The following is a 26384-nucleotide window of genomic DNA, read 5'->3' on the forward strand; positions in this document are numbered from 1 at the left end:
GGGAATTTCAAGTTATGGCTGAATACGTTCTTCACTGCATGGCCCAGTCGGGACACTCCTACAAGGTGGCCCTGATGCTGGAGCTGTGCGGCGCCGACTGGAAGCCGGAGTGGGTCGACTTCTTCAACGGGGCCACCCGCACCGAAGAATTCCGGGACACGCTGAACGAGATGGGTGAAGTGCCGGTGCTTGTGCATGGTGACGACATCCTGACCCAGTCCGCCGTCATCATGGACGACCTGTCCGAGAAGTTCGGCGCCTTTGGCTGGGAAAACGATGAAGAGCGGCGGGAAATCCTGCGCTGGACGATTTTCGACAACCAGAAGGTTTCCGGCTTGCTCGGTCCGTTGCGCTTCCTGCGCACACTGATGAAGACCGGCGAGACGGACGTGGTCAAATGGCTCGACGGGCGGTCGAAATCCGCCCTTGCCATCCTGGACAAGCATTTCGCGAAGAATGACTTCGCCATCGGCAAGAAGCCGACAAGCGCGGATTTCTCGCTGTGCAGCTACCTCTTTTACGAAGGTGAGCTCGGGATCGATCTCGAGGCTTATCCGAATGTCACCAAGTGGCTGGGGCGGATCAAGGCTCTGCCCGGCTGGAAACATCCTTACGACCTCATGCCCGGCCATCCCTTGCCGGATAAGACCTGAGGCCAATCCGATCTAGAGGAGGATCTGATGCCCGAAGCCTATATCTACGACCACGTGCGCACGCCGCGCGGACGCGGCAAGAAGGACGGTTCGCTGCACGAAGTGCCCGCCGTCCGGCTTGCGGCCACCGCGCTGGAAGCGATCCGCGACCGGAACGGTCTCGACACGACCCGGGTGGACGACGTCGTCCTGGGCTGTGTCGACCCGGTCGGGGAAGCCGGAGGCGACATTGCCCGTGCGGCGGTGTTTGCGGCCGGTTACGACAAGTCGGTTCCGGGCATGCAGATCAATCGCTTCTGCGCCTCCGGTCTCGACGCGGTCAACATGGCTTCGGCCCAGGTCATGGCAGGCCAGCACAAGCTGGTAATCGCCGGCGGCGTGGAAAGCATGAGCCGTGTCGGCCTTGGCGCTTCCGGCGGTGCCTGGCCGATCGAGCCGCAGGTGGCCATCCCCTCCTATTTCATGCCCCAGGGCGTCTCGGCTGATCTGATTGCCACCAAATACGGTTTTTCACGCGATGACTGCGATGCCTATGCGGTGGAAAGCCAGAAGCGCGCCGGCAAGTCCTGGGAAGATGGCCGGTTCTCCGGATCCGTCGTGCCCGTGAAGGACGTCAACGGCATCACCATTCTTGACCGGGACGAGCACATGCGGCCGGAAACCGACATGCAGTCGCTCGCCTCGCTCAACCCCTCCTTCGAAATGATGGGCAACATGGGCGGTTTCGATGCGGTCGGCATCCAGGCGCATCCGGAAATCGAAAAGATCACCCATGTGCACCACGCCGGTAACTCCTCCGGCATTGTCGATGGAGCTGCCGCCGTTCTGATCGGTTCCAGCACCGCAGGCCGTTCCTCCGGCCTGAAGCCGCGTGCCCGCATCAAGGCTTTCGCCAATATCGGTTCCGAACCGGCCCTGATGTTGACCGGCCCGGTGGATGTTACCGAAAAGCTTCTGAAAAACGCCAAGATGGACATCAAGGACATTGATCTCATCGAGATCAACGAAGCCTTTGCCTCCGTCGTCCTGCGTTACCAGCAAGCCTTCGATCTTGATCCGGCAACGGTCAACGTCAACGGCGGTGCGATTGCCATGGGCCATCCTCTCGGCGCCACCGGCGCCATGATCCTTGGCACCGTGCTCGACGAACTGGAACGCCGCGATCTCAACACCGCCCTCGTCACGCTGTGTATCGGCGCGGGCATGGGAACAGCGACCATCATCGAGCGGGTCTGATCATGATCAGCAACATCGACAGGGAATTCGCCCAGATCACTGACTACTGGTCGCCGCGTGTGGTGGCCGACGTCAACGACCAGAGCGTCAAGCTTGCGAAGCTGAAAGGCGAGTTCGTCTGGCACGACCACCAGGACGAGGACGAGCTCTTCTTCATCATCAAGGGCAGCCTCACCATCCGCTACCGCGACCGGGACGATGTCGTCCTGAACGCCGGCGACATGCACGTCGTGCCCAAGGGCGTCGAGCACAATCCGCTCGCAGAAGACGAATGCTGGGTGATGCTGTTCGAACCCGCAGAGACCAAACACACCGGCGACGTTGTCGTCGACGGCACGAAGACGGCTGCGCAACAGCGCGCCCATCTGCAGTCGACCGGCGCCTGACCCGAGGAGGACCATCAAATGAGCTACAAGAATTTCACCGTTGAAACCGATGAGGACGGTTTTGCCCTGATCACCTGGGACATGCCGGAAAAATCGATGAACGTCATCGATCTGTCGGTCATGGACGAGCTGGATGCGATTGTCGACCAGGTGGCAAGTGACGACGCCATCAAGGGGGCCGTGATCACGTCCGGCAAGTCCGCCTTTTCCGGTGGTGCCGACCTGACCATGCTGGAAGGGCTTCTGAAGGACTTCCACATCAAGCGCGGTAACGATGCGGAAGCTGCAGCCAAGGCTCTGTTCGAAGGATCGCGCAAGCTGTCTCAGGTCTACCGCAAGCTGGAAACCTGCGGCAAACCCTTCGTCGCCGCCGTTGCCGGCACCTGCATGGGCGGCGGTACCGAGCTGGCACTGGCCTGTCATGGCCGCGTCGTTGACGAAGGCCTGAAGATGGGTCTGCCGGAAGTCAAGGTAGGCCTCTTTCCGGGCGCCGGCGGCACCCAGCGTGTCATGCGCATGACGGACGGACAGCAGGGCATGCAGTTCCTGCTCCAGGGCCGCACCCTGCGGGCACCCCAGGCCAAACAGATGAAACTGGTGGATGAAGTCGCCCCGACCAAGAAACTGGTCGCCGCCGCCAAGAAGATGCTGAAGGCAGGCCTCGACCCGGTCAAGGACTGGGACAAGAAGGGTTACAAGCTGCCAAACGGCAAGGTCTATTCCCCTGCCGGTTTCCAGTTCTGGCCGGCCGCCAACGCGATCTACCGCCGCGAGACCTATGACAACTATCCGGGTGCCCGCTACCTGCTGCGCTCCGTCGTCGAAGGTCTGCAGCTGCCGATGGATCTCGCGCTTCAGGTGGAAAGCCGCTACTTCGCCAAGGTGCTGCAGGCCCCGGAAGCCGCCAACATGATCCGCTCGCTGTTCGTCTCCATGCAGGAGCTGAACAAGCTGGCCCGCCGCCCGGTGGATCAGCGTCCAAACAAGATCCGCAAGATCGGCATTCTCGGCGCAGGCTTCATGGGTGCAGGCATTGCCTATGTCACGGCACAGGCGGGCATCGACGTCGTGCTGATCGACCGCGACCAGGAAGCCGCCGACAAGGGCAAGGCTCATTCCGAAGAGCTGATCACCAAGGCGATCAAGCGTGGCCGGGCGAGCGAGGAGCAGAAGGAAAAGCTGCTGTCGAAGATCACCGCCACCGTCGATTATGAAGCCCTGGCAGATTGCGATCTGGTGATCGAAGCCGTCTTCGAAGATCGCGAGATCAAGAAGGCGGTGACGGAGAAGGCCGAGGCGGTGATGAAGTCTCGTGCCATCTATGCTTCCAACACCTCGACCCTGCCGATCACCTCGCTGGCGCAGGCGTCCAAGCGACCGAAGAACTTCATCGGCATTCACTTCTTCTCGCCTGTCGACAAGATGATGCTGGTGGAAGTGATCCTCGGCAAGCGCACTTCCGATCGCGCGCTTGCCATGGCGCTCGACTATATCAAGGCCATCAAGAAGACCCCGATCGTCGTCAATGACAGCCGCGGCTTCTATACCTCGCGTGTCGTCATGACCTATATCCGCGAAGGCCTGATGATGCTGGCGGACGGCGTTCCGGCGGCCATGATCGAGAATGCGGGCAAGATGGCCGGCATGCCGGTCGGACCGCTGTCGCTTGGCGATGAAGTGGCGCTGGATCTTGCCTGGAAGATCGTTTCCGCCACCCGCAAGGACCTCGGCGTCAAATATGTCGAAGGCCCACTCGACAACATCCTGGAAGAGATGGTGGTGAAGCAGGAGCGTTTCGGCCGCAAGAACGGCAAGGGCTTCTACGACTACAAGGGCAAGGACAAGAGCCTGTGGCCCGGCATTCCGGAAGTCACCGGTCAGCCGAAACCTGCAGAGAGCTTCAACATCGAGGAACTCAAGCAGCGTCTCCTGGTGATGCAGGCTCTCGAAACCGCCCGCATCTTCGAGGAAAAGTGCCTGACGGATGTGCGTGAAGCCGATGTCGGCTCCATCCTTGGTTTCGGCTTCGCGCCCTATACCGGCGGTACGCTCAGCTATATCGACATGATGGGCACGCCGGCCTTTGTCGACTTGTGCAAGAAGTTCACCCGCAAGTGGGGACCGCGCTTCAAGCCGAACAAGCTGCTGAAGGATATGGCCAAGGAAAACGAGACGTTCTACGGCAAATTCCCGCCGAAAGCAGAAGCGAAGGTCAAGGACGCAGCCTGATCGACAACCGATGCCGCTTCCGAACGGGAGCGGCATCGGCCTATCGCATTCGCCAGCAATTGTTAGCATTTTACGACAAAACTTGATCCGGCGTGACTTGTCATGCACAGTTCTGCTTGGAATTAAGCATGGGCAGGCTGGAGATACGAATGCCGCTAGATGGCGAATGGGCGCGCTCGGATGTCTTCCGCGTTCTGCGCGACATCTGTTCGAACGCCAATCTGGACTGGCCTCAAATGGCCAGGGATTATGAATTCGATCTCGCCAGCCTGGACGACCCGCAAGGTACCGTGCCGATAGCCGCCTGGCATGCCGTTTTTGAACATATCGCCAATGTCCTGGGCGATGACGCCGTCATGTTCGATCTGTTCAACACGATCGACATCGGCTGCTTTTCAATCTTCGACTATCTGTTTGCCTGCGCTCCGTCACTCAGGGAAGCCTGTCAGGCCTGGGCGAAGTTCAGTCCGATCAGAACCAATGCCTATCGGGTGATTTTCGAGGAAGACGAAACCGGCGGCTTTGTGGAATGGCCTATTCTTGAAGGACGCGGTGAATGGCGACAGAACGTGTTCGGACGCATCGGCTGGGCGACCCAGCAGATTGAACATGCACTCGACATGAAAGCGCCGCCAATCCTTATCGAGCTTGCGACTTCACAACCAAATTGCACGTCCAATTTTCAGAAGAAATATCAGGGTCGGATCAAGTTCGGCGCGACCCGCAACAGGATTTCGTTTCCGAAAACGTTGCTCTCCCGCCCGCTCCGGCGCCACGACGCCCACCTTTACGAGATCATCCTGACGTCTGCGAATTCGGAACTGGAAAGGTTCGGCCAGTTTGAATCTCCGCTGTCGCGCATTGCCAATGAAGTTTCCGCCAGTCTGTCGACCGGGACATGCACCCTGCCGCTCATTTCAGCGAAACTTGGCATGTCGCAGAGGGCGGTGCAGAGGCTTCTGGAAAAGGAAGGCACCAGCTTCCGTCAGCTAAGCGAGGAAGTTCGGCGTTCCGCAGCCGAACGATATCTTCTGGGAACGGACCTTCCCATGAAGGAGATCGCCTATCTCCTTGGCTTTTCGGAACTGAGCACCTTTTCGCGCGCCGTGAAGACATGGTTTGGCGTCTCCCCCAAGAAGGTTCGGGATGCACCCCGCTCCAGATCTCCTGCTGCTGCTAATTCCACGACGGGGCGCAAGCAACCGATGCAGCGCTCCAGGGTCACGGTGGCGACGCCCTCCGCTGTTCGGCAATCCGCTGCCACAAAATGATTTCGTTTCCAGCCCTGGACAGGGCTTGGTCACCGCGAAGCTGTGATGGTTTGGGAATTGCGGCACGGCGGTTACGGGCTTGTCACCACCGTGCCAGAGATCATTCTTGTTGCCGGCGGTTCCGTCGAGAACACTCGACTGAACCCGCCAATACCGCTTTCGGCTGCTCTTTCATTTGCATGAAGAACAGGACGGGTCGATGGCGGCTGGCCCATCCTGCAGTGTGCGCGCTTTTTTGCCGGTTCAGCACTTGTGCCGGTCCGGCGGCTGTCTTTCACCGCAGGTAGAGGAAGGCAGATCGTCGCGGTTGTGGGTGGCCGCAAACAATCTAGATGCACATTCCTGAAAGTTTAATACGCCAACAGGGCCGCTGCGTCTTTGGCAGGAAGCGAACAGAACTTTACGAATTACGACACCAAACTTAATTAATAAGAAATTTTACAAACGGCCTTCGCACGAACTGGAGTTGCCGCCGTGCTTGCCAGGCCTCATTGTAATCGACACCGAATATTCCTAACTTCTGGCCAGGAATGGTAAGCAACGTCATGCAGGAGACACATATGTCCGACACCGGCCTGAGCCGATTTCTGGGAGGTTCACCAGCCCAGGTGCTTTTGCGGCTTGTGTTCCTGTCCTTTGTTGTCGGCATTATCCTGTCCGCGCTGAACCTCGACCCGCTCGACCTGATCACCATGTCGATCGATTTTGTCGAACGCCTTTGGAACATGGGTTTCAACGCCCTTGGACGCTTGGGCAAGTATCTGGTTATCGGCGCAATGGTGGTTGTCCCGATCTGGCTGGTTACTCGCATTCTGGCCATGGGTCGAAACCGCTAGTCCCGGCAGAGGCCTGCGTTTGTCACTTAAGGCAAGCACGCAACCCTTGCGGGAAATTAACCCTTTCTTAATCATAATTAACTGAAACTGGCGGAACCTCCCCGAGCCTTAAGGGGCCCTTGCATGTCCGCCATCGCAACATCGAAATTTGCTGCCTCCTACCAGGCCTACGCCCGCGCGGGTTCTGGTGCGGGCAATCGCTCAGGTTCGCTTGCTGCCGCACAAACGCTCACCACGTTTCTGGGGGCCAACGGTTCGGCCGACGAAGAGGACAAGGCAAAATCCCTCTTCGAAACCTACAAGGATTCTGTTGAGCTCAGCGACGGCCTCGCCCGCTCGGTAGAGAACAACAAGGATGCGATGCGGAGGCAAAAGATCGAGATGGTCCAGAAGCGCATCGAACGGCTCAAGGAAATGCTGCGGTTCGCAACGCCGGAGCAGGCCAAGCGTCTGCTCAAGGAGCTGAAACAGATCTCCAAGGAGTTCAAGTCCGCCTCCCAGGACCTCAAGTCGGCAGGTCAGAGCTTGAGCGGTGGAAGCGTCGGCACGGGTGTTCTTTCAGGCGCTTCAAACATCGCCGCCACAGCAGATATCATAACCGGTGCCGGGACGCAGGTTAATGCAACCTCCACATTGGTCGAGACTGTGTCTGCGGCAGCGAGCAGTCCCGAGACACAAATTCCGGTATCCGGATCTGAAACGGGTGCTGCGACTTCGGGACCGGAGAGCCAGGCGACGGGTCAGGCTCAGACCGGAGTGGAGCAGGATGGTTCTTCCGCAGGCGCACAGGATCCGGACAGCTGGCGGGAAGACCTGAAAGCGGCTGTCCTGACCTACACAGAACAGCAACAGGAAACGAACAAGGCACTCGCCGCAAGCCGCAGGTCCGGGCTGCAGGGCGACAAGGAAGCCCTCGCCAAGATGGCTGAGGACATCAAATCTCTTGCCCAACAGATAGAACGCCTGCTCAAGCGCGATGAGCGCGACACAAAAAAAGATCTGAAAGACGTCCGTGCAGATCTCAAGGACGGCGTCAAGGCACTGAGGACCTCAGACTTCAGCGCGCAGCCAGACCCAGCTTCCACCGCGAGCCCTGCGGGTACGGACGGGGTTTCGACCGCAACCGGTTCGACATCGGTCTCCCTGCAGGTGTCCGATATCCTGGTGTGAACCGGCTCCTTTAGCCGGCCACCTGTTCATGCGCGGCAACCATAGTGAAATCTTCAGCCATCACAGCCTTGGCTGTTCGATGCAGTGCCACATGGCGATCGGCCAATTCGTCGATGTCCGTCGAATAGCCTCCGCCCAGAACACCCGCCAGCGGCACGCCCGCCTTTCGCACCGTTTCGATGACATAGCGGTCACGCCTGCAAAGACCGTCGCGTGACAGCGACAGTCTGCCGAGACGATCACCGGCATAGGGATCGACACCGGCATTGAAGAAAACGATGTCCCAGGGCCCCTGGCGCAGCAAGTCAGGCAGAACCTCTTCCAGAACAGCAAGATAGACTTCGTCACTCGTCCCATCGGCAAGACCTATATCGAGATGGGAGGGGACCTTGCGCACGGGGTAGTTCTTTTCCGAATGAAGCGAGAAAGTGAAGACATCCGGGTCGCCCTGAAAGATGTCCGCGGTTCCGTCTCCCTGATGCACGTCCAGGTCGACCACCAGCGCCTTGCGGATGGCGCCGTCCGCCTGCAACACCTTGATGGCAACTGCGACGTCGTTGAAGACGCAGAACCCGGCTCCGTGTGCACGGCGGGCATGATGACTGCCGCCGGCGGTGTTGCAGGCAATGCCGTGTTCCAGTGCCAGATATCCCGTCAACACAGTCCCGCCCGTTGCACAGCGCGCCCGCAGGGCGATGTCCTCGCGCATCGGAAAACCGATTTCCCGCGCCACCTTTTCCGGCACCCGGGCATTGAAGACCTGATCCACATAGGCAGGATCATGTGCGAGTGCGACCCACTCGAAGGGGGCGGGACGAGGCCTGAAAAAGGCGCTGTCGCCGAGAAGCCCTTCCTGCCGTATCAATTCGGCAACGGCACGGAACTTGTCCATCGGAAACCGGTGATTAGCGGGAAGGTCGGCGCAGTAGGCCGGATGGTGAACGATAGGCAGGGTCATCTGTGCGCAATATAAGGCGCGCCGGCGCTACGGGCACCCCTTTGAACGACACAGCAGATCCGAATTTTACGGCTCAGTGCAAATTCGGCAGCCATGTCCGTGAATACCCGGTATGTGCCGAAATGAATTGACGTGCCGAGGCAAGGCAGACATGAAGGTCTTCCTCTCGAAGCGAGCCATCGATGTCCCAACTTTCAGCAACCGGCGAGCGGCCGAAACTGGCGTTTGCGGTTACCCACCGCACTGTTCTTGCCATCGCCATTCCGATGACACTCGCCTATCTGTCGACGCCCCTGCTCGGCATCGTCGACATGGCCGTGATCGGCCGCCTTGGCGACCCGGCTCTGCTTGGCGGGATTGCCATAGGCGGGATCATCTTCGACCTGGTGTTCACGACCTTCAACTTCTTGAGGTCCGGGACGACAGGCCTGACAGCCCAGGCTTTCGGTGCCCAGAACGAAGAAGAAGTCAGGGCAACACTGCTGCGCGCCTTCGTGATTGCGGCCATCGGCGGTCTCCTGGTCATCCTCTTGCAAGCACCCTTGCGGGAAATCGGGCTCTGGTTCCTGGGAGGCAGTGCGGATGTGCAGGCCGCAACGAGCCGCTACTTTGACATCCGCGTCTACAGTGCCCCTTTTCTCCTTGCCAACTATGCCATGCTCGGCTGGTTCATCGGCCTCGGGCGCGCAGGAACAGGGCTGGTGCTTCAGCTTGTTCTGAACGGGCTCAACATCGGCCTCAGTGTCTGGTTCGTCATCGGTTTCGGCTGGAGCGTGGAAGGTGTCGCGCTGGCAACTGTCCTGAGTGAAATCGCGGCAACGGCACTGGGCGTCTGCCTGGTTGTCTTCACCACCGGCAAGACGTCCTGGCCGGCTTTTCAGGTGATTTTCGACCGCCGCCTGCTGGTGCGCATGATGGCCGTCAACCGGGACATCATGATCCGCTCCTTCACCCTTCTCTTCGCCTTCGCGTTTTTCACGGCGCGTTCGGCAGACCAGGGTGACACCGTACTGGCCGCAAACGCTCTGCTTGAGAAGTTCATCATGCTGGCTGCATTCTTTCTGGATGGCCTGGCAACTGCGGCGGAACAGCTTGCGGGCCGCGCGGTCGGGGCAAGATACCGGCCCGCCTTCGACCGCGCATTGAAACTGACAGCACTGTGGAGCTTCGCCCTGGCGGGGATCCTGTCGACGCTGTTCTGGTTTTTCGGGCAGTACATGATCGATTTCATGACGACGGCAGAAGATGTCCGTCAGGTAACGTCGACCTATCTTGTGTGGGCGATACTGACCCCGGTCTTCGGCGTGCTGGCATTCCAGATGGACGGGGTCTTTATCGGCGCTACGTGGTCATCGACCATGCGCAACATGATGCTGTTGTCGCTCGTCGTTTACCTGGCTGCCTATTACCTTCTGTTTCCGATCCTGGGGAACCACGGTCTTTGGCTCGCCTTCCTGCTGTTCTTCGGAACGCGTGGCCTGACATTGCTGGCCGCCTGCAGAAAGCGGGCAGCCGAGACGTTCGGCAACGCATAAGAACAGCTGTATCTAAGCCGTTTCCGATGCCCAGGCATCGACATTGGCATCCCGCGCGTCGCGCAGCGACGCAATCCCGTGCTGGTCCAGTTTTGCAGAAAGGCCGCTCAGGATCTCGTCAATCAGCCCCGCGCCCTTGAACACAAGGGCCGAATAGAGCTGCAAGAGGTCCGCCCCCGCCGTGATCTTGGTCCAGGCGGTTTCCGCACTGTCGATACCGCCGACACCGATGATCGGCAGGTCCGGTCCGGCCAGTTTGCGTGCGCGCGCCAGTATGATGGTCGATTTCCGGAACAGGGGCTTGCCCGACAAGCCTCCGGTTTCCTGTGCCGGCCCCTTGCCGCTCAGGCCGTCTCGTCCGATCGTCGTGTTGGAGACGATCAGGCCGTCGACGCTCTTGGCGAGCACTTCCTCGACAATATCCTGCAGGTCCTCATCAGCAACGTCCGGCGCGATCTTCAAGAGCACAGGAACCTTGCGCCCAAACGTCTGCGTGCACTCGTCCCGTGCCGTGATCACGGCAGTCAGCAGATCGGCAAGTGCGGACCGGGCCTGCAAGTCGCGCAGTCCCGGTGTGTTGGGTGAAGAAATATTGACGGTAAAATAAGACGCCATATCGGCGAATGCGGTGATGCCGGCGACATAGTCGGCAATCCGGTCGGTTGCATCCTTGTTGGCACCAACATTGATGCCGACAATTCCTGTCAACCGCCGACGGGCTTCAAGCCGCTGGCGCAAGGCTGCGTGGCCTTCGTTGTTGAACCCATAGCGGTTGATCACGCCTTCGTCTGCGGGCAAGCGAAACACCCTCGGCCGCGGATTGCCGGGCTGCGGCTTCGGGGTAACCGACCCTGCCTCGGTATATCCGAACCCCAACTTCAGCAGCGCATCGGGCACTTCGCCGTTCTTGTCGAACCCTGCAGCCATTCCGAGCGGATTGGGAAAGGTCAGATCCCAGAGCTTCACTGCAAGGCGCGGGTCAGACACCTTCCGGCGCGGCGGCATCAGACCGGATTTCAAAGCCACAACAGTCGCACGGTGCGCGGTTTCGGCGTCCAGGCACTGCAGGCCTCTCAGCGCAACGTTTTCAAGGAAAGGCGGTATCATTGATCGAGCTCCGGAAAGTCATGTGACCCGTCCGGTGAAAGCGGCAGTTCCTTCACCCAGAGTGCGACCTTCGGGTCCAGCGAGCCATAGAGATGGGGAAACAGGGCCCCGCCCCGGGAAGTTTCCCATTTCAACAAGTCGCCAAACCCATCAGCATCAAAGGCGGCCAGCAACAGATCCTGCTGGCCCGCGAAATGCTTTGCAGCGGTTTCCCGGACCTGATCCTCGGCGGAAAAATGAATGAAGCCGTCCTGAAGGTCCACCGGCGCGCCCTTGAAGACGCCTTGGTCGGTTGCCTCCTGCCACATGGATTTCGGGACGATCTTGAAAATCAGGGTCATCTGTCTGCCTTGCCTCTTGCCGGGGATGGCATGGCAGGCAAAGGCCCGGCGCATGCTCAGCCGGTCGGGACACTACTCATCCGAACCGTAGCGAACAAGCGGCACAAGTGACTCCAGCCTGTTTCTTTTGAATTTTGGTCGGGAAAACCCATATGAGCGAAAGGTATTTATTCCTGTCGCGTCAATACGGAGAAACGGCAGCCGTGCTCTCACATGAAAAGGTCTGGGCGGCCATTGATGCCCTCGCCTCGCAGAACGGGCTTTCGCCGTCCGGCCTGGCTCGGCGTGCCGGACTGGATCCGACCGCTTTCAACCCGTCGAAACGCGTTGCGGGCGACGGACGCCCACGGTGGCCATCGACAGAGTCGCTTGCCAAGGTGCTGGCCGCCACCGGCGAAGCCTTGAATACATTTGCCGCCAGGGTCGAAACCCCGGGCGGGCCAACCGACGCTGCGCCAGCTTTGGTGCCCCTTGCAGGGTTTGATGCTGCCTCGGAGCGAAATGCCTTCGACAGTGCCGGCCGGCCAGCCGGCGCGACGTGGCAAAGTCTCAGCTTTCCCCAAATCGGCGCTGCGTTTGCGCTGCAGGTCAGCACCGAAGACTTCCATCCCCTTTACAGAAACGGCGATATCGTCGTGGTTGCTCCCGGCGCGCCCCTTCGCACCGGTGACAGGCTTGCCATCAAGCTCAACAGTGGCCGGTTGTCGCTTTACACGTTGCAGGAGACAGGCGACGAAGACCTGGCGGTTTGCACAATCGGGGACAATTCACAGTCAGTGCGCTTTCAGCACTCGGCAATCGAGTGGACTGCCCGTATTATCTGGGCGAGCCAATAACCTGCGAGCACACATTTGATGAAGCTTCGGCCTCTCATAACGCCAGCAATCGTGCTGACCACCGCAGGTGGTCTGCTCGCCTGGCTGCTCCTGGCAGACCCGCCGTCCGTACAGGACGAGCCGGTAGCGGCAGGCAGCATCACCAGCGCCGCCGAGGAAACAAGCGAGCCGGCAAAGACGCCCGAGCCCGCTCCGCAGTCGTCCCCTCCCCAAGCCCAGACGCAGAAACCGGCACAGACCCAGAGTGAACCCGTCGTTGTTGCAGCTGCGCCGCTGCCGAACGACATTCGCAACGTTTCGCCGGAGGGGGTATCGGCACCGCAGGTACAAGGTGACCTGAAACGTATCGAACCTTCCAAACGCTACCTGGAACTGAAGGATCCACCGATTGAACCGGTTCCGGATGGCCCACTGGAGCTGATGCGCGTGCAGGTTCTTGACGGCGGACGCATCAAGTCGGACCGGTTGACAGTAACGCTTGCCCATATCGTTCCGCTGAAATCGGACGAAACCTGTGTTTCCCGTCTCGGAGGCACCTGGCCTTGCGGCGCAAGGGCGCGCACTTTCCTGAGAGGGCTGGTGCGGCAATTGAAGGTGGTATGCGAAAAGATCGAGGAGACCGGACCGCAACAGATTCTGGCAACCTGCACCCGCGGATCGATGGACCTGAGCAAGCGTCTTGTACGCTATGGCTGGGCGGATCCGGCGCCGGACGCACCTGCCGATTTCATGGAACTTGCCGAAAAGGCCAGAGACAGAAAAGTCGGCAAGTGGCAATCGGAATGGCTGAACGAGTTGCCGACGAGCGAACTGGAAACAGAAGTGCCGTCTGCCTTGCCAGGCCTTGAGGAACTTGCCCCGGAAATCGTCGAATGGAGCCTGAGGACCGAACCGGAACAGCCGGGGGACGGTCAACTGGCAATCGAGGATTACCCGCAAGTAGAACGGCCGGTGCAGTAGGGCTGGAGCGGCACCGCTTCGCGTTGAAGCAAGCCTTTGTTTCTCCTCGTCAACCGACCGCCTCTCACTGCTGCTGAAAATTCCTTGCGAGCGCCTCGAAGCAGCTCATACCTTCGGCGAATAGGGTTAATACATAGACAAATCAATCAGTACAATTAGTTCAATATTTACGCCCATAAGGGAAAGTGGCTCAAACATTATCAGTCCGTGACGAGGACCAAAGAAATATGAGCGCACCTGCCCCCAAGAACATTGTCGAAACTGACAATATCACGAAGTACATCAAGTTCATGTCCTCAACGGGAAGCGACACGTCTTCCGCTCAGACGGCATGGAACTCCCTTCAAAAACACCTGCCCGACATACTGGACCGCTTCTACAAGGAACTCGTTTCGCACGAAGAGTTGCGCCAGAAAATGGGCGCCCACGAGAAGAACACCGTTCCTCTCAAAAATGCGCAAACCAAACACTGGGAATATATCTTCAATCACGACCCGGACCTGGAGTTCATCGGACAGGCTGCGCGTATCGGTCAGGCTCACGTAAAGATCGGGCTGAAGGCCGAATGGCTGATGTCGGCGTTTGGCCGACTGTTGAACGAAATCCTTCCCGTCATCGTCAAGAAGCACCGGTTTTCGCAAAAGGCCATGATTGCCGAGATGCAGGCCGTGGTGACACGGTTCTTTCTGGACATGATCCTTGCACAACGTGCGTTCGAAACGGAACAGCGCCGCATTGAAGACGCTGAAATGCGGGATACGATCGGGCTGGAGAACCTGCGCACGACCGCAAACACCATCAGCGAGCTGAACGAAATCGTCATGTCGATGGCGTTGTTGTCGCGCAATACCCAGGAAGCCAACGCGAACGGCCAGTCGATTTCCGCCGCGGCGGACCAGCTTGTCGCCTCCATCGGCCAGATTTCCGAAAACAGCGAAGGCGCGGCCAACGAAGCCGTTCAAACAAACAACGCCGCCAAGGATGGCTTGGACAAGATGTCGGCCGTGTCGAGTGCTATCGGCGATATTTCCTCAACGTCCCGGCAAACCGCGCAGAGCCTGTCAGACCTCAGCGAAGCTGCATCGCAGATCGGCGAATTCCTGTCGGTCATTCAATCCATCGCAGACCAGACCAATCTTCTGGCGCTGAATGCCACCATTGAAGCCGCCCGTGCAGGGGAAGCCGGCAAAGGCTTTGCCGTCGTTGCTTCGGAAGTCAAAACCCTCGCCTCGCAGACCGGCAAGGCGACGGAAGACATCGCGCAGCGGATCGAAGCACTGACTGCCGGCATGGAAACGATCCAGACAGCCATCCAGAGCTCCGAAGGCGCCATCCAGAATGGCGAGGATGCCATCGCGGCCGCCAATGAACTCATGCAATCCATCGACGGGATGGTTGGCAATGTTTCCGAACGGGTCACCCAGATTACGGACATCCTTCATCAGCAGAAAGAAGCCAGCCACGAAATCGCTCGCAACGTCGCCAATGTCGCTGAATCGAACCGGAATACGGATCAGCAGCTCGGCGCCATGCAGCGTGTTCTGAAACAGAGCAACGATAGTTTCAGCGGCTCGGCCAAAAACTTCTTCGACGCCAATTCCGACAAGTCGCTGTTGGAGATGGCGAAGATTGATCATGTCCTGTTCAAGAAGCGTGTCGTCGATACGGTGACCGGACACGACGACTGGGCATCCTCCGGCATGCCCGACCATCATCATTGCCGTCTTGGCAAGTGGTACGACGCCATCAAGAACGAGAAGATCAAGACACACCCGGTCTTCCGCAACCTGGTCACTCCGCACAAGGCAGTTCATGATGCAGGCCACAGAGCCCTGCATGCCGCCGAGCAAGGCAATTCCACGGAAGCCTTCGCTGCTCTCATCGATCTGGACAAGGCCAGCAAGGAAGTCTTGAATGGCCTGACGGAACTTGCCGCCGCCATGGAAACCGATCTGAAAGACGCGGAACCCCGCAAGTCGCCAAGACAGGACGTCGGCAAGAAGGCCGAAGTTCTGCTGGACGGCGCCATCCAGACCGTGGAGCTTGAAAACGTGTCCGTAACGGGTGTCGGCCTGAAGGACGTAAAAGATGCAAAGGCGGGCAAAACCGTTTGCATCCGTAGCGATGGCAAGGAGCGCCTTGGCCATATCATCTGGGTGGACGGCACCAGGGCGGGCGTCCAGTTCTTCGACGAAGACAAATAAACTTCGCGGGAAACGCCTGCTGACAATCCTGATAAGGTGCCCGCTTGGGCACCTTATCAGCTTTATCGCCATGCACGTTTGAATGAACGGCTGCACCAGCCATTCACACCACTGGATGCAGGCAGACTTGCTGACAGACCTCTGCTCAATTGTGATCCGCCGGTTTCTTATTTTTCCTGATTGGTATTAGGCTTCGGAGTTCGGAAGTCCCGGATCTGGAGTATTCATGACTGGAGAAATCAAGGTCGGCATCATCGGTGGAACCGGGCAACTCGGCAGCGCCATCGCGACGGCTTGGCTGGAAAGCGGCTGTGTCCAACCTCGCCAGCTCTGGATATCCAATCGATCCGGAACCGCCGCAGGCTTCGAAAGCTGGCCGGAGATCACCTTCACCGCATCCAATCAGCTTCTGGCTGACGCCTGTGATGTCATCCTTCTGTCGGTTCCGCCAGCGCTTGTCGAAACGGTCAGCATTTCGGCGCCCGGAAAACTGGTGCTCTCGGTCATGGCGGGTGTCTCGCGTGAGAGGCTCAAAACCCTCACAGGCTCGGAAAAGGTCGTTCGTGCCATGTCGAGCCCGGCGGCGAGCAAGCAGCTGGCCTACTCCCCCTGGTGTGCGGCTTCGTCGCTTTCGCAGGAAGACAGGGACCTCGTCCAGTCGTTGTTGTCGGCCTGCGGCCCGAGTGATGAAGTCCAGGACGAACAGCAGATCGAGGTTTTCACCGCCATAACCGGTCCGGTACCGGGATTTGCGGCCTTCTTCGCCGACTGCATTGTTGACTATGCAAGGTCAAACGGTGTCGACAGGCATATTGCCGAACGCGCCGCAAAACAGCTGATCCTGTCGGCTGGGCAAATCATGGCCGGTGACACCAGATCTCCGGCGGAACATGTTCAGGAGATGGTCGACTACGCAGGAACAACTGCCGCCGGTCTCGTCAAGCTGAAGGAACTGGGTGTTTCGGATCTGATCAGTGAAGGGCTGGACGCCAGTACGGAGCGCGTCAGAACGATTGCCGGCAAAGACTGATACCGCGCTTCTTCCGCCGGAGAGCACAGGTGACAACAAAAAAGCGGCGCTGGTGCGCCGCTTTTCCTGAAGTCTGATAATCAGGCTGTCAGTTCGCCAGCCAGTGCCTTGCGGATCATCTCACGCGTTTCGGCAATGCCGTAAAGAGCAACGAAAGACCCGAAGCGCGGTCCCTTTTCCTGCCCGAGCAGAAGCTGGTAAAGCGCAGAGAACCAGACGACGGACACGCCAGGCCCACCATCGGGACCCTTTTTGGACGGGTCCTGATAACGCTCGATGGACCGGGCGACGTCCAGCACCGCATCCTGGATGGCACTGCCATCCGCATCGGCCGGCAGGGCGGCCAGCGTTTCGTCCAGTTTTTCCAGCGCAGTGCGCTCGACATCGTCCGGCACCTTGAACGACTTGGTCGGTTTGACGAAATCGTCGAAGTAGCGGATCGCATAGCCGACAAGCGCATCCAGTTCCGGATGGGTCGACGCCGTCACGCCCGGAGCGTAGCGGGAGATGAATGCCCACAGCACGTCCTTGTTTTCCGCGTTGGAGGCGGACACAAGGTTCAGCAGCATGGCGAAGGGCACCGGCATGTCGATCTTCGGAATGTTGCCCGAATGGATGTGCCAGACCGGGTTCTGAAGCTTCTGCTCGACCGGCATCTGTTCGTACTTCTGGACGAAGGTATAATATTCGTCGACCGCCTTCGGAATGACGTCGAAATAGAGCTTCTTGGCCGTCTTCGGCTTCTGGAAATTGTAGAGCGCAAGGCTCTCCGGTGCAGCGTAGGTCAACCACTCGTCAATGGTCAGACCGTTACCCTTGGACTTGGAGATCTTCTCGCCCTTTTCGTCCAGGAACAGTTCGTAGACGAAGTGTTCCGGAGCGGTCCCGCCCAGGATGTTGCAGATCTTGTCGTAGATCGGCGCATTGGTCATATGATCTTTGCCGAACATCTCGAAATCGACGTCAAGCGCAGCCCAGCGCATGCCGAAGTCGGGCTTCCACTGCAGCTTCACCTTGCCGCCGGTGACCGGCAGCGTGATGTCCTCGCCCGTCTCGTCCGCAAAGGTGATGGTGCCGTCCTTCGAATTGACGTCCTTCATGGGCACATAGAGCACGCGGCCGGACGTCGGCGAGATCGGCAGGAAGGGCGAATAGGTCGCCTGACGTTCCGCGCCGAGCGTCGGCAGCATCACGTCCATGATCTTCTGGTACTTCTCGGTCGCCCGGATCAGCACGTCATCGAACTTGCCGGCCTTGTAGTATTCGGTCGCGCTGGCGAATTCATAATCGAAACCGAAGGTATCCAGGAACCGGCGCAGCATGGCGTTGTTGTGCTCGGCAAAGCTTTCATAGTCGCCGCCGAAGGGGTTCGGCACCGCCGTCAGAGGCATCTGCAGATATGGCTCAAGCGCTGTGCGGTCCGGCACGTTTTCCGGGATCTTGCGCATGCCGTCCATGTCGTCGGAGAAGCACAGCAACCGCGTCGGGATCTTGTCTTCGGTCAGCAGCCGAAACGCCGTGCGCACCATTGTGGTGCGCAGAACTTCGCCGAAGGTGCCGATGTGCGGCAGGCCGGACGGGCCATAGCCCGTTTCGAACAGAACCGGTTTGTCCGTTCCCCGTTTCTCGATCCGTTTGACCAGTTTTCGCGCTTCTTCGAACGGCCACGCTTTCGATTTCGTGGCCGCCTCGACAAACTCTTGCGAAAGGTCAAGCGGAGGCAGGGATTGATCGGTCATTTTTCAAGTCGTTCTGTTCATGAGAATGGATGGAATGCAACCCGGTCGGTTTTTTGACTTTTCGGCCGGTTGCTGCGGCGCGACACTAGATCAACGCGCCTCTATGTGCAATCACATGAACACAGCTAAGTTGACCGAAATCTCGGGCTTTGCGAACTCTTTCCGCCTGCGGACATATCGCGCCGGAAAAAAGCGGATAACTCCGGTCAATCGATTGTCTCATACCGGTGACTTGAAGCTTGTCTTCCAACCCGTTACATCGGGCGCACGATCAAGAAGAAATTTTCCGTCTTTTGGCGCTACGGGAGAATGAATAGTGTCTATGAACGAGCCGATCAGCGTACAGGAAGCCCTTATCTACGTGATGGTTATCGTCTCGGCGTCGGACAACCAGATGACCGACAACGAACTGGCCACCATCGGCGACATGATCAAGATGCTGCCCGTTTTCAATGGCTATGACGGCAACCGGATCATCCCGGCAGCCCAGCGCTGCGGCGACATCCTGCAGGAAGACAACGGCTTGCAGCTGGTGCTGGAGCTGGTTGGCGACGTCCTGCCGGCAAAGCTTTACGACACCGCATATGCGCTTGGGGTTGAAGTCGCGGCTGCCGATCTCCACGTCGAGAAGGAAGAATTGCGCATCCTTCAGCTTCTGCGCGACCGCTTCAAACTCGACAAACTCACCGTTGCCGCAATCGAGCGCGGTGCGATTGCCCGTCATCGGACCATCTGATCCTCTCGGAGCAGGTATTTGAAAGCAACGAAGGCCCTCGCCTGGGCCGGGGCGGTATCGATAGCCGTCCTGGCAGGTGTTTTCCTGATCTTCCAGGGCCTTCAGGATTTCGATCTTTCTGAATATGAAAGCCGGCCGATTGCCTTTTCCTTCGACGGACATTCCGTCGCCGGAACGTTGCATCTGCCCCACCTGCAAGATCCTGGGCACACAAACCCGCCTCTGGTCCTGATCGTTCACGGGGACGGGCCAGCGGACCGCTATTCCGGCGGTGGGTACATGCCTCTCATCAGCCGTCTTCTGGATAGCGGTCTTGCCGTCTATTCCTGGGACAAGCCTGGCGTCGGCGAAAGCCAGGGCAACTGGCTTTCCTTTTCCATGGAAGAGCGAGCCCGCCTCGCGGCAACGGCCCTTGCGGCCGCCAAAGAACAGCCCGAATTGAAGACGTCTCCAGCCGGATTTCTCGGCTTTTCCCAGGCGGGGTGGGTTTTGCCCATTCTGGCGGAAGAGCCAGCACAGGGCGATTTCTTCGTGATTGTCGGCGGGGCCGTCAACTGGTTGCGGCAGGCTGGGTATTATACCCGGCGCAGGCTGGAGCTTGCAGGTGCAGACAGCAAGTCGGTCGACAAGGCTCTCGCGCAGGACGCAAAAGACGGACAAAAGTTTCTAGACCGGGATTTTTCCTATCAGGACTATCTCGACAGCGGCATGGACAGGGTTCCGATGCCGGAAGATCGCTTCACCTTCGCGCGCCGGAATGCGGCTTCCGACTCCACCGCCTCCCTTGCCCGTATCTCCTCACCCGTTCTGACACTGCACGGAGCAGAGGACCTCAATGTCGATCCTCATTTCAATTCCGGCATCTATCGAAAGTTGCTGACGGACAACAATCCCGCCAACCGCTTCGTGATCGTCCCGGAAGCAACCCATGCGCTGTTGCGGGCGGAAGCCTTCAACTACCAGCTCGAGGGGCAAATGCCTTCCTGGTCGAAGGCCTTGTTCATGGTCCTGGGGCGCCGTGCCTACGCACCGGGCGCACTGGACACCATAACAATCTGGATCAATGAACAGGCCTCAACAGCAAACAGCCTTTCAACTTCACCAGATCGATCAAATTGAACCCTTTTTGTTTTCGGTCCTTCAATCCGCCGCACCTTATCACCGGTGTGGGGACAGCACGCTTGTGGGCTGCCGGGACCTGTGGGTCCTTCAGTGCGGAGACGGGGACATGAGCAATCAGGCAATCGGAGAGCGGACAAGTGTGCGCTATCCACTGAGGCGGCGCCGCCAGAGGCTGCGCGTACAGCGCCCCATGCCTTATGCTGTCCGGTACGTGCAGGTTCGCACCGCTCCAAAGCAGGCGAACTGGGGCACGCGAATGATGATTGCCTTCGCAGGCTTTGTCTGCGGACTTGCAGCCGACGCGCTGGTGATGTTTGCCGAAGACCATTTCCATCTGGCAAAGAACCGGGATCCGGATCTTTTCGCATGGGTGCTCGGCACCGGCTTTGTCGGCCATATCCTCTATCTGATCTTCGGAATACTAGCGGTCACGTTGCTGACGGCCTTCAACCGCCGCAAGTGGATCTTGTGGCTGCTGATCGGCTTTGTCGGCGGGCTACTGAGTATCTGATCGGCTGATAGCCTCAATTCAGGCTGTGGATCGCATCCGGCAGATCGAGTGAAAACGCCGGAATGACGACGTCGAACATGGAGCCGTCCGGACGTTCCATCGAGTAGGACCCGGCCATGATGCCGCTGTCGGTCGAAAGCGGGCAGTGCGACGAATACTCATAGGTCTCGCCAGGCTCTATTACCGGCTGTTCGCCGACCACGCCCTCACCGCTGACTTCTTCCTGGCGCCCTCTGGCATCGGTTATCTGCCAGTATCGCGTCTTCAGCTGCACCGGTTCGCTGCCACCGTTGTGGATCTCGACCATATACGCCCAGATATACTCGCTCTCTTCCGGACGCGATTCATCGTCCAGATAAAACGGCTCGACGGAGACTTCGATCCCTTGGGTGATGGCGGTGTAACTGCCAGACACGGCTTTTCCTTAATTTCAGAACTGCGAACCTTGAAATAGACCGGTCCGAAGCGACTTCCACGGGTAGTGCCCGCTCGTTCAGGAGGGGCTTATAGGGCGAATGACGCAAGCGTGAAAGAGGGTTGTGACATATGAGGCCGGAATTGCTTGAGATTTGAGGCCGGATTTTGCAAGAACACCATCTGTCAGACCCAAAACAGTGATCTCTTCATGTTCGATGCCCACCTGCGCCCGCTGATCGATCCGCCGTTGAACCGGCTGGGCCTGATCCTTGCCGGCACGGGGCTTACTGCCAACAGCGTGACGCTGGCGGGCTTTGCTGCCGGCATGGGGGCAGCCATCGCTATCGCAACGGGTCATACCCTGATCGGCTTGTTCCTGATCGCGGTCAACCGATTTGCAGACGGTCTCGATGGCGCGTTGGCCCGGGCAACGGCCAAGACGGATCTTGGCGGCTACCTCGACATCACACTGGATTTCTTTTTCTACAGCGCAATCCCTCTGGCCTTTGCCATACAGGACCCGGCCAGCAACGCTTTGCCGGCGGTGGCACTTCTTGCCAGCTTCTACGCCAACGGCTCGGCCTTTCTGGCCTTTGCCATCATGGCGGAGAAGAACAAGCTCACCACCGACGCTCAGGGCTCCAAATCGCTCTATTACATAGGCGGGCTGGCCGAAGGTACCGAGACCATCGCGCTATTCCTGCTGATGGCTCTGGTCCCCGCCTGGTTTCCTGCGCTTGCCTACGGTTTTGCCGCGATATGCGTCGTGTCCGCCGGCGCCCGGGTGCTCATTGGCGTGAAGGCGCTGCGGCAGACAGGCCGTTAGATCGCCTGGAGCGCCTTCTCGATATCTTCCAGCAGATCCTGCGGATCCTCCAGACCGATTGAAAGCCGCAGGATACCATCGGTGATACCGAGTTCCGCGCGCGCTTCCTCGCCAATCGACTGGTGCGTGGTCGTCGCCGGATGGGTGATCAGGCTCTTGGCGTCGCCCAGGTTGTTGGAGATCTTGACGATTTCCAGCGCGTTTGTGAAACGGAACGCGGCTTCCTTGCCGCCCTCGATTTCCATCGCCAGCATGGTGGATCCGCCGCTCATCTGGCGTTTGGCAACATCGGCCTGCGGGTGGTCGTCCCGGCCCGGATAGATCAGCCGCGCGACCTTGGACTGGCTTGCCAGATAGTCGGCAATCCTGCCCGCCGTTTCCGTCTGGCGCGCAACGCGCAGCGGCAGCGTTTCCAGGCCCTTCAACAGGACCCAGGCACTGAACGGGCTCATGTGCGGACCGGTATGCTTGATGAAGGGCATGACCTCGTCGTTGATCCATTCCTCATCCGACAGGATCACACCGCCGAGGCACCGGCCCTGGCCATCGATGTGCTTGGTGGCCGAATAGACGACCACATCGGCACCGAGCCGAAACGGCGACTGATACAGCGGGGTCGCAAACACGTTGTCGACGATCAGACGGGCACCGGCTTCCTTGGCGATCTGTGCCACGGCCTCGATGTCGATGACTTCCAGCGTCGGGTTGGTCGGGCTTTCCAGGAACAGGGCCTTGGTGTTCGGCCGGACAGCCGCCTTCCACTGCTCGATGTCCGTTCCGTCTACCAGCGTGCTTTCAACGCCGAAGCGCGGCAACAGTGTTTCGCAAATATAGCGGCAGGAGCCGAACAGGGCCTTGGCGGCAATCACGTGATCGCCTGCCCTTACCGCTGCCATCAGCGCCAGATTGACGGCCGCCATACCGCTGGCGGTTGCCCGCGCGGCCTCGGCCCCTTCCAGTGCCTTGATGCGGTCCTCGAACATGGTGACGGTCGGGTTGGCATAGCGCGAATAGACATAACCCGGGTCCTCGCCATTGAACCTGGCCTCGGCAGCTTCGGCACCGCTGTAGGTGAAGCCCTGGGTCAGGTAGATGGTCTCCGAGGTCTCACCAAACGGTGACCGCATGGTGCCGCCATGAACCAGAGTGGTTGCAGGGCGCCAGTTCTTGTTTCCGGTCTTGGTGGTCTCAGTCATGTCTTTCATTCGCTCCAAACGCAAAAAACCCCAGCCTCAAGACCGGGGTTCTCACCTCCGGCCTTTTTAGCAACTTGTTTAACGTGGCTGCAAGCCGGCCGGCCCAAATCACCACGAAGTGAGCCTGTCCTACGGGAAAAGCGGGCACAGGTCAATTGTCTTGCGCACGATCCTCTCAAAAGCCCCGTTCTGCCAGAATGCCTGTTGGCGCGGGCGGCCCGATCCTTTAATGACCATAGACCAGCATAATGCGGAACATCTTCATGAACGTCACAGCGGGTCAGGTCTTGAACGGAAGCGCACTTCTCACAGCAAACGGCATTCTGCCGGAACGGGTAATCCAGGCCATGTTCGCCGCCGGAGAGATTTCAGCGGACGCGCCGCCTGTCGCCGGTCAGATACAGCCTGCCAGCCTCGACCTGCGTCTGGGCAAGGAAGCCTACCGGGTGCGTGCCAGCTTCCTGCCGGGCCCCGACATCCAGGTCGCAGCTCGGCTTGAGCAGATGAAACTGCACACGGTCGACCTGAGCGAAGGTGCCGTCCTTGAAACAGGCTGCGTCTATATCGTGCCGCTGCAGGAAAGCCTCGCCCTGGCTCCCGATATTTCGGCAACCGCCAACCCGAAAAGCTCGACCGGCCGCCTGGATGTCTTCACCCGCGTCATCACAGACAACGGTCTTGCCTTCGACACCATTCCGGCCGGCTACACCGGTCCGCTTTATGCCGAAATCTCGCCGCTGACCTTTCCGATCCTCGTGCGGTCCGGGTCCCGCCTCAGCCAGATCCGCTTCCGGCGCGGTCAATCGCTCATTCCCGATGCGGAACTGGAAGAGGTGCACAAGGCCCACACATTGATGAGCGGCGGCAACGAGCGCATCGGCAACGGTGTGCAGCTCTCCATCGATCTGGAAGGGACCGGACCCAACAGCCTGATCGGATATCGCGCCAAGCAACACTCCGGACTGATCGATGTGGATGTCGTCGGCGCGCAGGACGTTCTGGATTTCTGGGAACCTATCTATCGCCGCCAGCGGGCGGAACTTATCCTCGATCCGGATGCATTCTATATTCTGGTCAGCCAGGAAGCTGTGCATGTGCCGCCGGACTATGCGGCCGAAATGGTGCCGTTCGATCCGCTCGTCGGCGAATTCCGTGTCCATTATGCAGGCTTCTTCGATCCCGGTTTTGGCCACGCCAGTGCCGGTGGTGTCGGCTCACGCGCGGTTCTTGAAGTCCGCTCACATGATGTCCCGTTCATCGTGGAACACGGCCAGACCATCGGGCGTCTGGTCTATGAACACATGGCGGAGCGCCCGGCGACACTCTACGGCGAAGGCATCGGCTCCAACTATCAGGGCCAGGCACTCAAGCTGTCCAAGCACTTCAAGGCACCCGCCTGACCGCCGATGGCCCTGAAAACCGTCACCCGTGAGTTCGAAGGATTTCTGGAAGACCGGAAGTCCCGCTTTCTGGCGCATCTGGTGCCGGTGGACATGTTCGACCAGCGGATGGAAGAGCTGCGCAAGGAACACAAGAAGGCCAATCACATCGTCACGGCGCACCGAAGACTTCTGGAAGACGACCGGATTGAGGAGAGCGGCAAGGACGACGGTGAACCGGCTGGCACCTCCGGCATGCCGACATTGCGCGTGCTGCAAGGGGCAGACCTGATCAACTGCGCTGTTCTGATCGTGCGTTATTTCGGCGGCACGAAACTCGGCGGTGGGGGCCTCGCCCGAGCCTATTCAGGCGCAGCGCAGGATGCGATCAATAACGCCGACCTGGTACCGTTTCAAAAGATACTGTCGAAAACAGTTCGCGCAGATTTTGCGTCCGGATCGGAACTGGAACGGCGGATCGAGACCCTCGGCCTCACCGTCATGGCGCGCGACTACACCGAAGACGGAGTGACGCTGACCGTCGAAGGGCCGGAAGAGGTTCTGGCTGAACTTTAGGGATCGTCGACGTCCCGTCACTCCTTCCAAGTCACTAGGGCCAGCCCCTCCCCCGGTCGTCATTGCCGGGCTTGATCCGGCAATCCATACGGGGATCTTGGTCACAAAGAGACAATTGGTTCAGGAGACGGAGTGTCCTGGTTCCCACGGTTCAGCCAAGGGACGACGCCTCGGTCAGTCTATAGCTCTCGGTTCATCGGCTGATGCCTCTGCTTCAGTCCACCGCGCCGCCTTACGTCCGCGTCTTGCCGGCTTCCGCCTTCAGCTCTTTCAGTTCTGCTCGAAGCGCCCTGACCTCTTCCAGGATTAGCCCTGTGTCGTCATGAATGGCCTGGCGGTTGGCGTCTGCTTCGGCCTCGTGCTCCTCCTGCATGGCAGAGACGATAATACCGATAAAGAGGTTCAGCACCGTGAAGGCCGTGCACAGGATGAAGGGGACAAAGAACAGCCAGGAATAGGGATAGACATCCATGACCGGACGCACGATGCCCATGGACCAGCTTTCCAGGGTCATGACCTGGAACAGCGTGTAGAGCGATGCGCCCAGATTGCCGAACCATTCCGGAAAGGCTTCGCCATAGAGCTTGGTCGCCATGACGGCGAAGACATAAAAGACCAGCGCCATCAGCACGACGATGGAGCCCATGCCCGGCAGGGCGGCCACCAGCCCGCCGATAACACGGCGCAGGGACGGTACGACGGAAATGAGGCGCAGAGCCCTCAGGATTCGCAGCGACCGCAGAACGGAAAGGTTGCCTGTTGCCGGCATCAGCGAGATTGCAACGATGCTGAAGTCGAAGAGGCTCCAGGGATCCTTGAAGAACTTCAGGCCATGGGCATAGAGCCGCAGAGCCAGTTCAACGACGAAAATGCCCAGGATCACCTGATCGACCAGCCTGAGGAAACTGCCTACCTCTGCCATGACAGCAGGACTGGTCTCCAGACCGAGCGTCACCGCATTCAAAACGATAACGCCGATGATGCAGACTTCCCAGTTGCGTGAGGTGACCAGCGCCCTGACCTGATTTCGCATATATATGACCCGGTTTGATGTCTTTTCGTGCGTACCGCACTGCCCGGGCCGGAACATGGCGATTTCAGCGTCGCAACGCAAGATCGCAGCGCTTTGG

25 protein-coding genes and 1 riboswitch are annotated in these 26384 nt (G+C 59.2%); of the genes, 18 read left to right on the forward strand and 7 right to left on the reverse strand.

Annotated features, from left to right (window positions below; all coding sequences use genetic code 11):
* The first annotated feature begins 14 nt into the window (after positions 1–14).
* The 7 genes from FIU93_RS27580 to FIU93_RS27610 all read left to right on the forward strand — a co-directional run bounded on the left by FIU93_RS27580 (position 15) and on the right by FIU93_RS27610 (position 7781).
* Positions 15–653, forward strand: a complete 639-nt coding sequence (locus tag FIU93_RS27580) for a glutathione S-transferase (protein ID WP_023001779.1) — start codon at positions 15–17, stop codon at positions 651–653.
* A 27-nt stretch (positions 654–680) separates the two neighbouring features.
* On the forward strand, positions 681–1889 hold the full coding sequence (locus FIU93_RS27585; protein ID WP_023001780.1) for an acetyl-CoA C-acetyltransferase: 1209 nt from the start codon (positions 681–683) through the stop codon (positions 1887–1889).
* Positions 1890–1891: 2 nt separating this feature from the next.
* Positions 1892–2275 (forward strand): cupin domain-containing protein, encoded by a 384-nt coding sequence (locus tag FIU93_RS27590; RefSeq protein WP_023001781.1) that lies wholly within the window; start codon positions 1892–1894, stop codon positions 2273–2275.
* A gap of 18 nt (positions 2276–2293) precedes the next feature.
* Entirely contained in the window at positions 2294–4504 is a 2211-nt protein-coding gene (locus FIU93_RS27595) for a 3-hydroxyacyl-CoA dehydrogenase NAD-binding domain-containing protein (RefSeq protein WP_062489975.1), read from the forward strand.
* A gap of 149 nt (positions 4505–4653) precedes the next feature.
* A complete protein-coding gene (locus tag FIU93_RS27600; protein ID WP_152507355.1) occupies positions 4654–5775 on the forward strand; it encodes an AraC family transcriptional regulator in 1122 nt (373 codons plus the stop codon).
* A 560-nt stretch (positions 5776–6335) separates the two neighbouring features.
* A complete protein-coding gene (locus FIU93_RS27605; protein WP_031269649.1) occupies positions 6336–6611 on the forward strand; it encodes a DUF6460 domain-containing protein in 276 nt (91 codons plus the stop codon).
* Positions 6612–6734: 123 nt separating this feature from the next.
* The gene (locus tag FIU93_RS27610; RefSeq protein WP_152507356.1) at positions 6735–7781 is read left to right on the forward strand and encodes a hypothetical protein; all 1047 of its coding nucleotides are present in this window, start codon (positions 6735–6737) and stop codon (positions 7779–7781) included.
* Between the two features lie 10 nt (positions 7782–7791).
* On the opposite strand, the gene FIU93_RS27615 is transcribed toward FIU93_RS27610, so the two are convergent.
* Entirely contained in the window at positions 7792–8739 is a 948-nt protein-coding gene (locus tag FIU93_RS27615; RefSeq protein WP_152507357.1) for a histone deacetylase, read from the reverse strand.
* 182 nt (positions 8740–8921) lie between these two features.
* Here FIU93_RS27615 and FIU93_RS27620 point away from each other — a divergent pair, with 182 nt between their 5' ends.
* Positions 8922–10274: an MATE family efflux transporter gene (locus FIU93_RS27620; protein WP_152507358.1), complete on the forward strand. Its 1353-nt coding sequence runs from the start codon at positions 8922–8924 to the stop codon at positions 10272–10274.
* Between the two features lie 12 nt (positions 10275–10286).
* Here FIU93_RS27620 and FIU93_RS27625 read toward each other — a convergent pair whose 3' ends face one another.
* Positions 10287–11381 carry a quinone-dependent dihydroorotate dehydrogenase gene (locus tag FIU93_RS27625; protein ID WP_152507359.1) on the reverse strand — a complete coding sequence of 365 codons (1095 nt, stop codon included), beginning with the start codon at positions 11379–11381 and terminating at the stop codon, positions 10287–10289.
* Positions 11378–11722: a DUF952 domain-containing protein gene (locus FIU93_RS27630; protein WP_031269651.1), complete on the reverse strand. Its 345-nt coding sequence runs from the start codon at positions 11720–11722 to the stop codon at positions 11378–11380. The genes FIU93_RS27625 and FIU93_RS27630 overlap by 4 nt, the downstream gene beginning before the upstream one ends.
* A 152-nt stretch (positions 11723–11874) precedes the next feature.
* Here FIU93_RS27630 and FIU93_RS27635 point away from each other — a divergent pair, with 152 nt between their 5' ends.
* From FIU93_RS27635 to FIU93_RS27650, 4 genes are all read left to right on the forward strand, one after another.
* A complete protein-coding gene (locus FIU93_RS27635; protein WP_062489987.1) occupies positions 11875–12558 on the forward strand; it encodes a helix-turn-helix transcriptional regulator in 684 nt (227 codons plus the stop codon).
* Positions 12559–12576: 18 nt separating this feature from the next.
* Positions 12577–13518: a hypothetical protein gene (locus FIU93_RS27640; protein WP_152507360.1), complete on the forward strand. Its 942-nt coding sequence runs from the start codon at positions 12577–12579 to the stop codon at positions 13516–13518.
* Positions 13519–13745: 227 nt separating this feature from the next.
* Positions 13746–15722 carry a methyl-accepting chemotaxis protein gene (locus tag FIU93_RS27645; protein ID WP_152507361.1) on the forward strand — a complete coding sequence of 659 codons (1977 nt, stop codon included), beginning with the start codon at positions 13746–13748 and terminating at the stop codon, positions 15720–15722.
* Between the two features lie 226 nt (positions 15723–15948).
* Positions 15949–16752 (forward strand): pyrroline-5-carboxylate reductase dimerization domain-containing protein, encoded by an 804-nt coding sequence (locus FIU93_RS27650; RefSeq protein ID WP_152507362.1) that lies wholly within the window; start codon positions 15949–15951, stop codon positions 16750–16752.
* Positions 16753–16832: 80 nt separating this feature from the next.
* Here the strand turns inward: FIU93_RS27650 and FIU93_RS27655 are convergent, their stop codons facing one another.
* Complete coding sequence (locus FIU93_RS27655; RefSeq protein WP_152507363.1) at positions 16833–18491, reverse strand: lysine--tRNA ligase; 1659 nt, start codon at positions 18489–18491, stop codon at positions 16833–16835.
* Positions 18492–18813: 322 nt separating this feature from the next.
* On the opposite strand from FIU93_RS27655, the gene FIU93_RS27660 reads away from it, so the two are divergent.
* The 3 genes from FIU93_RS27660 (at position 18814) to FIU93_RS27670 (ending at position 20860) form a co-directional block, all read left to right on the forward strand.
* Complete coding sequence (locus FIU93_RS27660) at positions 18814–19227, forward strand: tellurite resistance TerB family protein (protein ID WP_023001795.1); 414 nt, start codon at positions 18814–18816, stop codon at positions 19225–19227.
* 18 nt (positions 19228–19245) lie between these two features.
* Positions 19246–20346, forward strand: a complete 1101-nt coding sequence (locus tag FIU93_RS27665; protein WP_152507364.1) for an alpha/beta fold hydrolase — start codon at positions 19246–19248, stop codon at positions 20344–20346.
* Positions 20347–20455: 109 nt separating this feature from the next.
* Positions 20456–20860, forward strand: a complete 405-nt coding sequence (locus tag FIU93_RS27670; RefSeq protein WP_152507365.1) for a hypothetical protein — start codon at positions 20456–20458, stop codon at positions 20858–20860.
* Between the two features lie 13 nt (positions 20861–20873).
* On the opposite strand, the gene apaG is transcribed toward FIU93_RS27670, so the two are convergent.
* Complete coding sequence (gene apaG, locus FIU93_RS27675; RefSeq protein ID WP_023001798.1) at positions 20874–21275, reverse strand: Co2+/Mg2+ efflux protein ApaG; 402 nt, start codon at positions 21273–21275, stop codon at positions 20874–20876.
* A gap of 210 nt (positions 21276–21485) precedes the next feature.
* Here apaG and FIU93_RS27680 point away from each other — a divergent pair, with 210 nt between their 5' ends.
* Positions 21486–22103, forward strand: a complete 618-nt coding sequence (locus FIU93_RS27680) for a CDP-alcohol phosphatidyltransferase family protein (RefSeq protein ID WP_031269656.1) — start codon at positions 21486–21488, stop codon at positions 22101–22103.
* Here the strand turns inward: FIU93_RS27680 and FIU93_RS27685 are convergent.
* Positions 22100–23299: an O-succinylhomoserine sulfhydrylase gene (locus FIU93_RS27685; RefSeq protein WP_152507366.1), complete on the reverse strand. Its 1200-nt coding sequence runs from the start codon at positions 23297–23299 to the stop codon at positions 22100–22102. The genes FIU93_RS27680 and FIU93_RS27685 overlap by 4 nt on opposite strands.
* Positions 23300–23344: 45 nt before the next feature.
* Positions 23345–23424, reverse strand: a riboswitch (SAM riboswitch).
* A 138-nt stretch (positions 23425–23562) separates the two neighbouring features.
* Here FIU93_RS27685 and FIU93_RS27690 point away from each other — a divergent pair.
* Entirely contained in the window at positions 23563–24699 is a 1137-nt protein-coding gene (locus tag FIU93_RS27690; RefSeq protein WP_152507367.1) for a 2'-deoxycytidine 5'-triphosphate deaminase, read from the forward strand.
* A 6-nt stretch (positions 24700–24705) separates the two neighbouring features.
* Positions 24706–25254 carry a YigZ family protein gene (locus FIU93_RS27695; protein WP_055658106.1) on the forward strand — a complete coding sequence of 183 codons (549 nt, stop codon included), beginning with the start codon at positions 24706–24708 and terminating at the stop codon, positions 25252–25254.
* A 232-nt stretch (positions 25255–25486) separates the two neighbouring features.
* On the opposite strand, the gene FIU93_RS27700 is transcribed toward FIU93_RS27695, so the two are convergent.
* Positions 25487–26287 carry an ion transporter gene (locus tag FIU93_RS27700; RefSeq protein WP_031269660.1) on the reverse strand — a complete coding sequence of 267 codons (801 nt, stop codon included), beginning with the start codon at positions 26285–26287 and terminating at the stop codon, positions 25487–25489.
* Between the last annotated feature and the right edge of the window lie 97 nt (positions 26288–26384).

This window comes from Labrenzia sp. THAF35 (assembly GCF_009363595.1).
Taxonomy (GTDB): Bacteria; Pseudomonadota; Alphaproteobacteria; order Rhizobiales; family Stappiaceae; genus Roseibium; species Roseibium algicola.

Coding starts and splice junctions, on each gene's coding strand:
- FIU93_RS27580 (WP_023001779.1), top strand. CDS start 15: ATGGCTGAATACGTTCTTCACTGCATGGCCCAGTCGGGACACTCCTAC.
- FIU93_RS27585 (WP_023001780.1), top strand. CDS start 681: ATGCCCGAAGCCTATATCTACGACCACGTGCGCACGCCGCGCGGACGC.
- FIU93_RS27590 (WP_023001781.1), top strand. CDS start 1,892: ATGATCAGCAACATCGACAGGGAATTCGCCCAGATCACTGACTACTGG.
- FIU93_RS27595 (WP_062489975.1), top strand. CDS start 2,294: ATGAGCTACAAGAATTTCACCGTTGAAACCGATGAGGACGGTTTTGCC.
- FIU93_RS27600 (WP_152507355.1), top strand. CDS start 4,654: ATGCCGCTAGATGGCGAATGGGCGCGCTCGGATGTCTTCCGCGTTCTG.
- FIU93_RS27605 (WP_031269649.1), top strand. CDS start 6,336: ATGTCCGACACCGGCCTGAGCCGATTTCTGGGAGGTTCACCAGCCCAG.
- FIU93_RS27610 (WP_152507356.1), top strand. CDS start 6,735: ATGTCCGCCATCGCAACATCGAAATTTGCTGCCTCCTACCAGGCCTAC.
- FIU93_RS27615 (WP_152507357.1), bottom strand. CDS start 8,739: ATGACCCTGCCTATCGTTCACCATCCGGCCTACTGCGCCGACCTTCCC.
- FIU93_RS27620 (WP_152507358.1), top strand. CDS start 8,922: ATGTCCCAACTTTCAGCAACCGGCGAGCGGCCGAAACTGGCGTTTGCG.
- FIU93_RS27625 (WP_152507359.1), bottom strand. CDS start 11,381: ATGATACCGCCTTTCCTTGAAAACGTTGCGCTGAGAGGCCTGCAGTGC.
- FIU93_RS27630 (WP_031269651.1), bottom strand. CDS start 11,722: ATGACCCTGATTTTCAAGATCGTCCCGAAATCCATGTGGCAGGAGGCA.
- FIU93_RS27635 (WP_062489987.1), top strand. CDS start 11,875: ATGAGCGAAAGGTATTTATTCCTGTCGCGTCAATACGGAGAAACGGCA.
- FIU93_RS27640 (WP_152507360.1), top strand. CDS start 12,577: ATGAAGCTTCGGCCTCTCATAACGCCAGCAATCGTGCTGACCACCGCA.
- FIU93_RS27645 (WP_152507361.1), top strand. CDS start 13,746: ATGAGCGCACCTGCCCCCAAGAACATTGTCGAAACTGACAATATCACG.
- FIU93_RS27650 (WP_152507362.1), top strand. CDS start 15,949: ATGACTGGAGAAATCAAGGTCGGCATCATCGGTGGAACCGGGCAACTC.
- FIU93_RS27655 (WP_152507363.1), bottom strand. CDS start 18,491: ATGACCGATCAATCCCTGCCTCCGCTTGACCTTTCGCAAGAGTTTGTC.
- FIU93_RS27660 (WP_023001795.1), top strand. CDS start 18,814: ATGAACGAGCCGATCAGCGTACAGGAAGCCCTTATCTACGTGATGGTT.
- FIU93_RS27670 (WP_152507365.1), top strand. CDS start 20,456: ATGAGCAATCAGGCAATCGGAGAGCGGACAAGTGTGCGCTATCCACTG.
- FIU93_RS27680 (WP_031269656.1), top strand. CDS start 21,486: ATGTTCGATGCCCACCTGCGCCCGCTGATCGATCCGCCGTTGAACCGG.
- FIU93_RS27685 (WP_152507366.1), bottom strand. CDS start 23,299: ATGACTGAGACCACCAAGACCGGAAACAAGAACTGGCGCCCTGCAACC.
- FIU93_RS27690 (WP_152507367.1), top strand. CDS start 23,563: ATGAACGTCACAGCGGGTCAGGTCTTGAACGGAAGCGCACTTCTCACA.
- FIU93_RS27695 (WP_055658106.1), top strand. CDS start 24,706: ATGGCCCTGAAAACCGTCACCCGTGAGTTCGAAGGATTTCTGGAAGAC.
- FIU93_RS27700 (WP_031269660.1), bottom strand. CDS start 26,287: ATGCGAAATCAGGTCAGGGCGCTGGTCACCTCACGCAACTGGGAAGTC.